This is a genomic window from Oleiphilus sp. HI0061 (assembly GCF_001635675.1).
Window position 1 is genome coordinate 1 of sequence record NZ_LWFE01001171.1, and the last position, 8799, is coordinate 8799.

General features: G+C 43.9%; 9 protein-coding genes. 4 read left to right on the forward strand and 5 right to left on the reverse strand.

Annotation, left to right across the window (positions count from 1 at the left end; all coding sequences use genetic code 11):
- From A3735_RS17830 to A3735_RS17840, 3 genes are all read left to right on the forward strand, one after another.
- Window positions 1–2295, forward strand: a 2295-nt coding sequence (locus A3735_RS17830) for an ATP-binding protein (protein ID WP_068638384.1), incomplete at its 5' end; no start/stop codon positions are given.
- Window positions 2296–2298: 3 nt separating this feature from the next.
- A complete protein-coding gene (locus A3735_RS17835; protein ID WP_369820144.1) occupies window positions 2299–3207 on the forward strand; it encodes a response regulator in 909 nt (302 codons plus the stop codon).
- Window positions 3208–3302: 95 nt separating this feature from the next.
- Window positions 3303–3668, forward strand: a complete 366-nt coding sequence (locus A3735_RS17840) for a sirohydrochlorin chelatase (RefSeq protein ID WP_068507391.1) — start codon at window positions 3303–3305, stop codon at window positions 3666–3668.
- A 15-nt stretch (window positions 3669–3683) separates the two neighbouring features.
- Here the strand turns inward: A3735_RS17840 and A3735_RS17845 are convergent, their stop codons facing one another.
- Together A3735_RS17845 and A3735_RS17850 are read right to left on the reverse strand one after the other, a co-directional pair.
- Window positions 3684–5129 (reverse strand): wax ester/triacylglycerol synthase family O-acyltransferase, encoded by a 1446-nt coding sequence (locus A3735_RS17845; RefSeq protein ID WP_068507389.1) that lies wholly within the window; start codon window positions 5127–5129, stop codon window positions 3684–3686.
- 288 nt (window positions 5130–5417) lie between these two features.
- Entirely contained in the window at window positions 5418–5837 is a 420-nt protein-coding gene (locus A3735_RS17850; RefSeq protein ID WP_068507387.1) for a CBS domain-containing protein, read from the reverse strand.
- A gap of 195 nt (window positions 5838–6032) precedes the next feature.
- Between A3735_RS17850 and A3735_RS17855 the strand changes: the two genes are divergently transcribed.
- A complete protein-coding gene (locus tag A3735_RS17855; protein ID WP_068507385.1) occupies window positions 6033–6488 on the forward strand; it encodes a DUF2489 domain-containing protein in 456 nt (151 codons plus the stop codon).
- Here the strand turns inward: A3735_RS17855 and A3735_RS29095 are convergent.
- The 3 genes from A3735_RS29095 to A3735_RS17870 form a co-directional block, all read right to left on the reverse strand.
- Window positions 6485–6796 (reverse strand): phospholipase A, encoded by a 312-nt coding sequence (locus A3735_RS29095; protein ID WP_197469993.1) that lies wholly within the window; start codon window positions 6794–6796, stop codon window positions 6485–6487. The two genes, A3735_RS17855 and A3735_RS29095, sit on opposite strands and share 4 nt — an antisense overlap.
- 178 nt (window positions 6797–6974) lie before the next feature.
- A complete protein-coding gene (locus A3735_RS17865) occupies window positions 6975–7697 on the reverse strand; it encodes a transporter substrate-binding domain-containing protein (protein WP_082880458.1) in 723 nt (240 codons plus the stop codon).
- A gap of 101 nt (window positions 7698–7798) precedes the next feature.
- Window positions 7799–8269: a GFA family protein gene (locus A3735_RS17870; protein WP_068507378.1), complete on the reverse strand. Its 471-nt coding sequence runs from the start codon at window positions 8267–8269 to the stop codon at window positions 7799–7801.
- Window positions 8270–8799: the final 530 nt, after the last annotated feature.

Below are 8799 nucleotides of genomic sequence, written 5' to 3' on the forward strand. Positions count from 1 at the left end.
TTCGCTATTGTCGCAGTGAGTTGGCTAGGCTCGCTTACTGCAGACTTATTGATTAACAAACCACTTGGGCTCAGCCCCTCTTATATCGAGTTTAAGCGAGGTCACCTCTATGATGTTAACCCGGTTGGTACTGTTTCAATGGTGGCTGCCTGTATTCTTGGTTTAGCTGCATATCTTGGGGTGTTTGGCGAGACAAGTAAGAATCTTAGCCACTTTATTTCTTTGTTAGCCTGTTTCATCTTTGTGCCACTGATCGCTTATATTACCAAAGGAAAGTATTACTTAGCGCGACAGTCCCCAGAGCTTATTCCCATTATAGAGGAAGCGAAAACCAGAGCTTCGTCGGGTGCTGCACCGTCACCATACCCGTCTATTGGACCGACGCTTACCTGCGGCGTCTGTGACAATGACTTTGAAGTGGAGGACATGAGTTATTGTGGCGTTTATGCTCAGCCTATATGTTCGCTCTGTTGTTCCCTCGATGTGCGTTGTCTAGATAGCTGCAAACCTCATGCTAGGCTTTCTCGTCAGGTGGTGAATTTCTTAAGGCGCTTTATGCCAGGCAAGTTAGTGCGTTCTACGAATTCAAGGCTAGGGCGTTTTGCTGGGCTGCTTATTATTACGAATATGATCAACGCCGCGATGCTGGCCTTGGTTTATGAGCATATGATGCCTTCTGCGATTGCCGATCAGGAGGTGCTAAAGCAAAGTCTGATCACACTGTTCTTTATTTTCTTGATCGTTACGGGTGTGATTTCCTGGCTGTTTCTCTTGGCGCACGAGAGCCGGGTGGTAGCCCAAATTGAGTCCAATCGGCAAACACGTAAGCTGATGCGAGAAATCCAAGCTCATGAGAAAACCGATCTGGAATTGCAACAAGCCAAAGAGCATGCAGAGCAAGCGAATGACGCCAAGAGTCGCTATCTATCTGGGATCAGTCACGAGCTGAGAACCCCGCTTCAATCGATACTCGGCTATGCGCAATTACTGACTGACAAGCAGGACCTTGATGATGCACAGTCTCGAGGCTTGAATATCATTCATCGCAGTGGCTTGCATCTGGCAGATTTGATTGAAGGCCTGCTTGATATATCAAAGATTGAGGCTGGGCGCTTGGACTTGTTTCGGAACAAGGTTCAGTTACCTGAATTGCTCGATCAGCTTGCCAGTATGTTTCAAATGCAGGCTAAGAACAAAGGGATTGAGCTTAACTTCAATATAGAAGGGCGATTGCCGAAAATGGTGATGGCAGATGAAAAGCGCTTGCGCCAGGTTTTGATCAATGTTTTGTCTAATGCTGTGAAGTATACACAAGAAGGTTCAATCGACTTTACGGTGAAGTACCGTTCTCAGGTGGCAGAATTCATTATCAAAGATACCGGGCCAGGGATAGAGGCTTCCTACCTTGCACGTATATTCGAACCTTTTGAAAGGGTGCGTAATACACATACACCGAATGTGCAGGGGACAGGTCTTGGTTTGACTATCGTGAAGCTCTTAACTGAAGTAATGGGTGGAGAGTTACAGGTCGACTCAGAACTTGGGAAGGGCAGTTGTTTTAAGGTGAGCTTAATGCTGCCCTGGGTGAACAATACTCAGCAGGTAGAAGAAGCCGTTAAGGCCAAGATAGTTGGCTACGAAGGTTATCAGCGAACTATCTGTTTGGTAGATGATGACCCGGTTCTAAGGGGCTTCTTGTCAGACTTACTCATTCCACTGGGCTTTACTACCTTAGAGGCTTTTGATGCACCATCTTGTATGGCGCTATTAGATACGGCCAAGCCAGATCTATTTGTTCTCGATGTCTCGATGCCTGGCAAAACAGGTTACGAATTGGCTGATGATTTACGTAGTGAGGGAATTAGTGTTCCGATTTTAATGCTCTCTGCCAATGCACAAATGCCATCGAGCGACTACATTGCCACGGCCAGCTATTCTGATTATTTGATTAAACCGATTAACAATGCGGCTCTGTTAGATAAGCTAGCTGAGCACCTGGGCTTGCACTGGATATCGCAAAATGAAAGTGAAGATTTCGACTCGGTTAAAGTCTTGTCTAAAGAGCGCGATGGTAACCCTGAAGAAGCACAAACTAGTGACGCCTTCGTTATTCCCAACGACCCCTTAATTCGTGAGCTAAAAGCCTACGCCGAAATGGGCTACCGAAAGGGTGTCGTGCAAACTTTAGCTCAGGTAGAATCAGCTAAGTTACTACCGGAGCCATTTATGCAGAGCCTGTTTGCTATGAGTGACAGTTTCCAGTTCGACCAACTTGCGCAAGCCTTAAGAGATTAAATGATGACGCCTTTAAGCCAGACCGATACTGTGTTGGTTGTTGATGACTCCCCCGATGCTCTGAGCATGATTAACGATGCCTTGGAAGCGGAAGGAATGGACGTGCTGGTTGCTCTGGAAGGCAAGCAAGCCCTAACGATCGCTAAGCGCATTCGGCCCGATGTAATACTGCTCGATGCAGTCATGCCCGTAATGGATGGCTTTGAGACCTGTCGCCAGCTAAAGCAAAATGCAGACCTCGCAGATATTCCCGTTATTTTCATGACGGGTTTATCTGATACTGATGATATTGTTCGAGGCTTGGAAGTGGGTGGTGTTGATTACCTGGTTAAACCCATCAACCCGACAGAATTGCTAGCGCGTATGAAGGTGCATTTGAGCAATGCGCGTTTAACCAAGAGTGCGCAAAGTGCCTTGGATAGCACTGGGCAGCATCTCTTCACGGCTGACGAAAAAGGCATTGTTCGCTGGGCCACCCCGCAAACCTATGCTTTGTTTGCCAAAGCTAATATCTCTCCGACAGATGGTTCTGAGGCGTTTACAAAAATGCTTTCTCAATGGTTGGCTGGGTCTCCGCAGGACGGGGATAGTCTAAACTTAGAAGCACTAGAATATCCTTTATCTCTGAAGAGGGTAGGCAAACATTCCAATGGCGACCAGCTAATTAAACTGATTGACGGGAACAAGCCAACAGAAGCTGCTTTATTAAAAGCAAATCTCGATTTAACTGAGCGAGAGGCGGAAGTTTTGTTTTGGATAGCGAATGGGAAAACTAACCGCGAAGCAGCCGAAATTCTATCGATGAGCCCTCGAACGGTGAATAAACATTTGGAAATGATCTTTCCTAAACTTGGTGTCGAGAATAGAACGGCAGCGGCAGGGGTCGCCTTAAGGGTCTTGACACAGGGTTAATTATGGAAAAGACTGAGGTGTTGTTCTCATAGAGTACTCGTAGGCAGAGTAGTATACTGAGCCCAATGAAAAAATGGTTAATATAGTAGGACATTATGAAAGCATTAGTAATTGTTGCACACGGCTCACGACGAGCGTCCTCCAATGATGAAGTACGGGAGCTTTCCCGTAGCGTTCAGAATAAGGTCGGCGCTCAATATGCGATCGTCAATACTGGCTTTTTGGAGCTGGCTGAGCCATTAATACCCGACTCAATTATCCAGTGTATAGAGCAGGGAGCATCTGAAGTAGATGTCTTGCCTTACTTCTTGTCAGCCGGTAGGCATGTTATAGAAGACGTTCCGGCCGAAGTTGCTAAGGCTAGGGAGCAGTACCCTGATGTTAAGATAAACATTAAGACTCATCTGGGAGGTATGCCTGCGATGGTCAGTTTGATTCAGGATACGCTAAGCGTATCCTGATGAGCCTCGTTATAATTAGCGAGTCGTGGCTTTTTTAGTTTTCGTCTTTCTTGTCTTGGCTTTTTTTGTAAGTAAGCCTTCAAGCTCCTCGAGCGCTTCTCCTGAAAATACTGCCAGGTTCTGCATGCTTGGCAAGGTGTCACGACAACCGGTATAGCCAAAATTCAGTGAACCATCATAGCTTAAACAAGTAATATTCAATGCGCCGCCATGGGCGATTAATGATACTGGGTACATCGCCTCAAGTTTACAGCCATTGTAGTAGAGAGCCTTTTTCGGTCCAGGGACATTAGATATTGTAATGTTAAAGGCTGGACGCATTCTTCCGCCCAGGCCTGTGAGAAGCTGTAAAGAGTAGGGTGCCATCATCAGCATCGTGTACTGTGTCAGCGATGCTCTAGGCAAGCTTTGTAAGTGCTCCTTCGCAATCTGGGTCGACTCTTTAATGGTTGCTAAGCGGCGAAGCGGGTCCGCTTCATTGGTTGCTAAGCTAGCGATCATAAAACTAATGGCCGTACCTGTGCCTGTGTCATCCGCAGGGCGAATATTAACCGGAATACCTGCTGTTAAAGGTTGCTCAGGTAATTGTCCTTTTTCTAATAGGAACTGCCTCAACGAGGTGCCACATAAATAAAGCACAATATCGTTTAACGAGGCATCCGCCTCTGCTGCCAGTTTCTTAATTCTGTCTAAAGAATATTGCTGTGTAGCAAAGCGGCGAGCGGCTTGCACCCGGGTGTTAATGGTTGAATTAGGACCAGTAAACGGAGCAGAAAGTTTAACTCTATCCTGAACGGATGAACTGACCAGTTTTGCCAACGCACCCACTAACTGCGGGGTGTTCGAGGCTTGTTCTTTGATTGCGTCGATAGCTTGATCAAGCGCGCCTTGCCAAGTCGCAATGTGTTCGCCGCTTTTAATTTTCTTTGGCGTACCAATAGACCAAGGCGGTCTTGTATCGATATCGTCTGGAGACTCGCTTAGTGTGCGTTGCAATAAACGTACACCGCTTATGCCATCAATTAAGGAGTGGTGCATTTTGGTGTAGATGGCAAAGCGATTATTTTCCAGACCTTCGATGACATGGCACTCCCATAGAGGGCGTTTAAAGTCCATACGGTTGGAGTGTAATCTCGATACAAGTATACCCAACTCTCGTTCACCGCCTGGTTTGGGTAGAGCCGAATGACGTACGTGATAATCTAGGTCTATGTTCTTATCGATAACCCAAGACGGTGCGAGTAAGCGGCCCAGTAAGCTAGGCTTCGCGAGCTTTTTGTTCCAGGGGGAAACAATATCTCCAGCCGATTTCATGCGATGAACATCGTCGCGTAAAAAATTAGCAGGAGCATCTTTGGGGAGAGATAAAATTTGCAGATTGCCAACATGCATTGGCGTCTCTTCGGTATCCAATGCCAACCAAGAGGCATCAAGTATGTTTATCTTGTTATTCTGAGTCATTTTGCCAGGCCTTTTGGGAGTAATGAATACAAAGCGGAATCTTAACACACTTACTATATTAGACCATTAAACTTTATTGCCTAGGTCTATGAAGATATCGGAACTATTTATGTTCGCAGACAAGAAATTTACTTTTGGTATAGCAAATTTTGAAATGGAGTTGTCGTGAACCTTTTATTCGGCAGGGAGGGGGAATGGGGGCATATCGCGAATGGAGTTTTAAGAACCTGAAGATAGAGCAGGCTAAATGAAGTTAGAACAACTTTAGCCTGCTAGAGAAGCATAATACTACTTCACTGCACACATATCTTTTTTGGCCAGGCTAAGTGCTTTTAGTACATCAGCACGTCTAATAATGCCGATCACTTTATCATTTTCTATTACTGGGTAGATCTTGGGCCCTTTCCTTAGCATGCTTTCTGCTAGCTTAAGAATATCTTCATCAGGGGATACGGATAGAGGATTCTCTCGCATAATGTCAGCTGCTACTTCGTGGCTATCACAATAGTAGGTATTGTTGAGCATCTGCTTGATGCAGTTTTGCTCAGTGATAAAACCTACCAGTTTGCCGTCAGTATCTAACACTGGCGCTCCTACGATATGGCTTTTGGTAAGTGTTTTAACGACTTCTTCAACGCTAGTATCAAGTTTAAATGAGTATGTCGCTGGGTGCATGTAATCGCGAACGTAAACCTTGGGAGATTCCATCTTGCCTCCAATAAAATTTGTAATGTATAAATGAGTTTGTTGAAGTGAGCATACTACGAGGTTTCTACTAGTGTGATGACCGGTGTCAATTTGAGTGCATTCCTATAAGGAACTAGTAATCACTTTAAAATAAATACACTATTTGCTGAAGCTGCTATAATTTCGCGCTTTCTATCTTTCGAGTTGATTTGTTATATGTCTGAGAACTTTATCTGGCTTGCAATTGTTGTCGGTAGTCTTGTTTCTATTTTCTTATTCCGTTTTAGCTTCAAAACATGGAACAAAATTCAAAGAATAGAGGACGCGAAAAAAGCTTATCTGGAGGAGGTGGCTGAAAAGAAAGATAAGGCCCTCAACAGCATTAAGGTTATCGCACAATGCATGTTAGACGAGCAGGTTGAGCTGTCGGAAGGATGCATTAGAATTAAAGTGCTACTTGACCATTTAGCCCCCAACCTGCATGAAGATGAGCGGTTTTCAGTGTTTATCAAAATGTATGATGCGCTAGAGCACATGCCAACTCATGAGGCGCGTAAGCAAACTGACAAACGAGTGATTTTTAAGCTGGATCAGGAACGCTTCAAACTGGAAGAAGACAACCAGCATGCGATACTCTCTGCGTCTAAAGCGCTCCTGGAGCATTCATTCTAGAGTAGGTCGGTGAGCAATATGCCCAGGCCTATTCGTTGTACCCGGTGGTCATAGTCAATTAGGCTTTCTCCATAGCCTTCAAAAAATTGTATGAAACCTCTTAATCGCCCCCACATCGGAAAACTGAATCCGGTTTCCGCAGACCCATAACCTGTGTCGAAGTTGTATCTCACCGAGCTGCTGAGTTTATAGCGCCCCCAGTCCATCACACCGGTAATTTCATAGTGACCTAGGTAGTCGTCGATATCCGGGTTATCATCGCCTCGGAATAAGTGGTTTGTCTTTTTGTTGTGTGCATGAGTGAGCAACTTCGGCCAGCGTTGTTTCAGCGGGCATACTCGCCGCTGTATTTAAGAAACAATCAATAGACTCTTCCGCTGCTGCTAACTTACTGAAAAATAGTAAAAAACCTAATAAGGTAAAATACTTGAGTCGTGCAATAGCCATTGTCGCTTCATGTATTGTTTCGATCTGTACGGTAGCCGGCTATTGTTGTTTATACTCACTATCGAAGTCAAAAAATAACTCGCCGGAAATTTCTTTATAGCGGCCTGAGTCCTTCATTCTTTTGAGTCTTGGTGAAAGCTCATCAAGGAAGCTTTGTGTGAGCGCTTTGTTATGACACGTAATACGGTCATAGCTTTCTACAAGAGGGTGCTTGGCAGAGTAACTCAATTGATCTACGAAAGGTTGCAAGTCCGGAAGCGCTGCGATCATGACATCAATACGCTTTACTTTGAGCTTTTTCAAGTTCTGGGCGTCTTTGTATACTTTGTCTAGTTTTATTTTTTCGCTAAGTCTATGTTTATAATAGTTCTCGTGCACATGTACGGCACCCACATTAAGTCCTTTAAGTTGACTGGAGCTAGTTAAAGGGCTTTGGTCGAGAGGGCTAAACATATAATAAGCGAAGGCACCTAGTGGAAAGCTTGCAATGATATTCTCATTTCCTAGCTTTTCTTGCATCACTTGCGTGAAAGAATAAATGCAGTCTGTATGGCCTTGCTCAAATGATACCAGGGCTCGTTTATAAGGCGTATATGATTGAATGATTTTGAAAGGCATATCTGAAATAGCTTCGTTCAGAATGCCTTGATAGATGCCAGACTGGTCTTCCTCAATTAGGCTAGTGATATGAGGCGCTGCTATCGCTATAGTTTGTGCGTCTGGTGATTTTGCGTGAACTAGACTACTAAAAATGCAAAGCAATAATATAAGATAATATTTGAGTATGCTCGAAATAAGCCTTTATAACGATAGAACTAGTGTCTTATATTAAAGCATAAGAATTACTAGAGTGCTCAGTTAACCTAATGTTGTATTAATCCCTTAAGTACAGATTGGCTCACCGCCAGTTCGCTTTTCCAGTATCCGCTAAACTTCGGTAAATTGTCGTCTATTTCTTCACTTCTGCTGTGATAAAAAATATGCCCTTGAGCTGCTGGTAGTGCGCCAGGGTCTTCAAAACGGTCAATGGGAATAAAGGCCAGTTTTAAAAAAGGCGCAAGCCTCAAAAAGCCAACTAATGGAGATTGGCAGTTTTGGCATATACCTCTAGTTAGAGCAGGAGGACGACGATATTTTGCAAACAATAGTTGATCAGATTTGTTTAGCTCAACATTTTTTGCATTGACTACGACAAATTCTGCATAAGGCTTGTTATAGATCTCTTGGCAAATAGTGCAATGGCATTTAAAGCGAGAAAAAGGTTGGGCTCTGACGGTGATTTTCGATGTGGTGCATGAACAGCTAGCGGACTGATGGAAGCTCTGTGATGTCATAAAATTTAGCCTGTTAGCTTTTGTTATTGTTAAGGGCAACGCTATCTCGGACTATAACCCAATAATAGTGCGTGTTAGTACTTATACGCAAAGCTATGGTGCATGAGCTTACTGATGTTGAGAGTTATTATTATGTCATTTAATTTAAATTGTTAATAAAATCAATTGGATGAAACTAATTTGTTGTCTTGGCACGGCTAATGCTTTAGTAATAACTGTACAAGGAAGTACGTAATGAAACGATTTCAAAGAGCGAGCCTTAGTAATCAATTATATACCGGATTCGACTCCTTGTTTTCTGCTCAGGCCTTGCAACGAAGCAAATACTTTTAAGTTATTACGATGATTAAACGGAGAATACCGAATGAAGAAATCAGCTGGTAACACACTGTTTGAATTAACTGCAAAAGAAGAAGCCGTTTGTTATGAAGCCTTAGAGGCTTACTTTGAGCAAATGTATTTTGCAAACTGATATTAGCTAAAGAAGTATAAATAGGAGTGAAAAGGGGGAATGCGAAAAAGCATTCCCC

What these genes read in the sequence shown, in the direction of transcription:
- A3735_RS17835 (WP_369820144.1), top strand. Translation starts at nt 2,299, where the DNA reads ATGACGCCTTTAAGCCAGACCGATACTGTGTTGGTTGTTGATGACTCC.
- A3735_RS17840 (WP_068507391.1), top strand. Translation starts at nt 3,303, where the DNA reads ATGAAAGCATTAGTAATTGTTGCACACGGCTCACGACGAGCGTCCTCC.
- A3735_RS17845 (WP_068507389.1), bottom strand. Translation starts at nt 5,129, where the DNA reads ATGACTCAGAATAACAAGATAAACATACTTGATGCCTCTTGGTTGGCA.
- A3735_RS17850 (WP_068507387.1), bottom strand. Translation starts at nt 5,837, where the DNA reads ATGGAATCTCCCAAGGTTTACGTTCGCGATTACATGCACCCAGCGACA.
- A3735_RS17855 (WP_068507385.1), top strand. Translation starts at nt 6,033, where the DNA reads ATGTCTGAGAACTTTATCTGGCTTGCAATTGTTGTCGGTAGTCTTGTT.
- A3735_RS17870 (WP_068507378.1), bottom strand. Translation starts at nt 8,269, where the DNA reads ATGACATCACAGAGCTTCCATCAGTCCGCTAGCTGTTCATGCACCACA.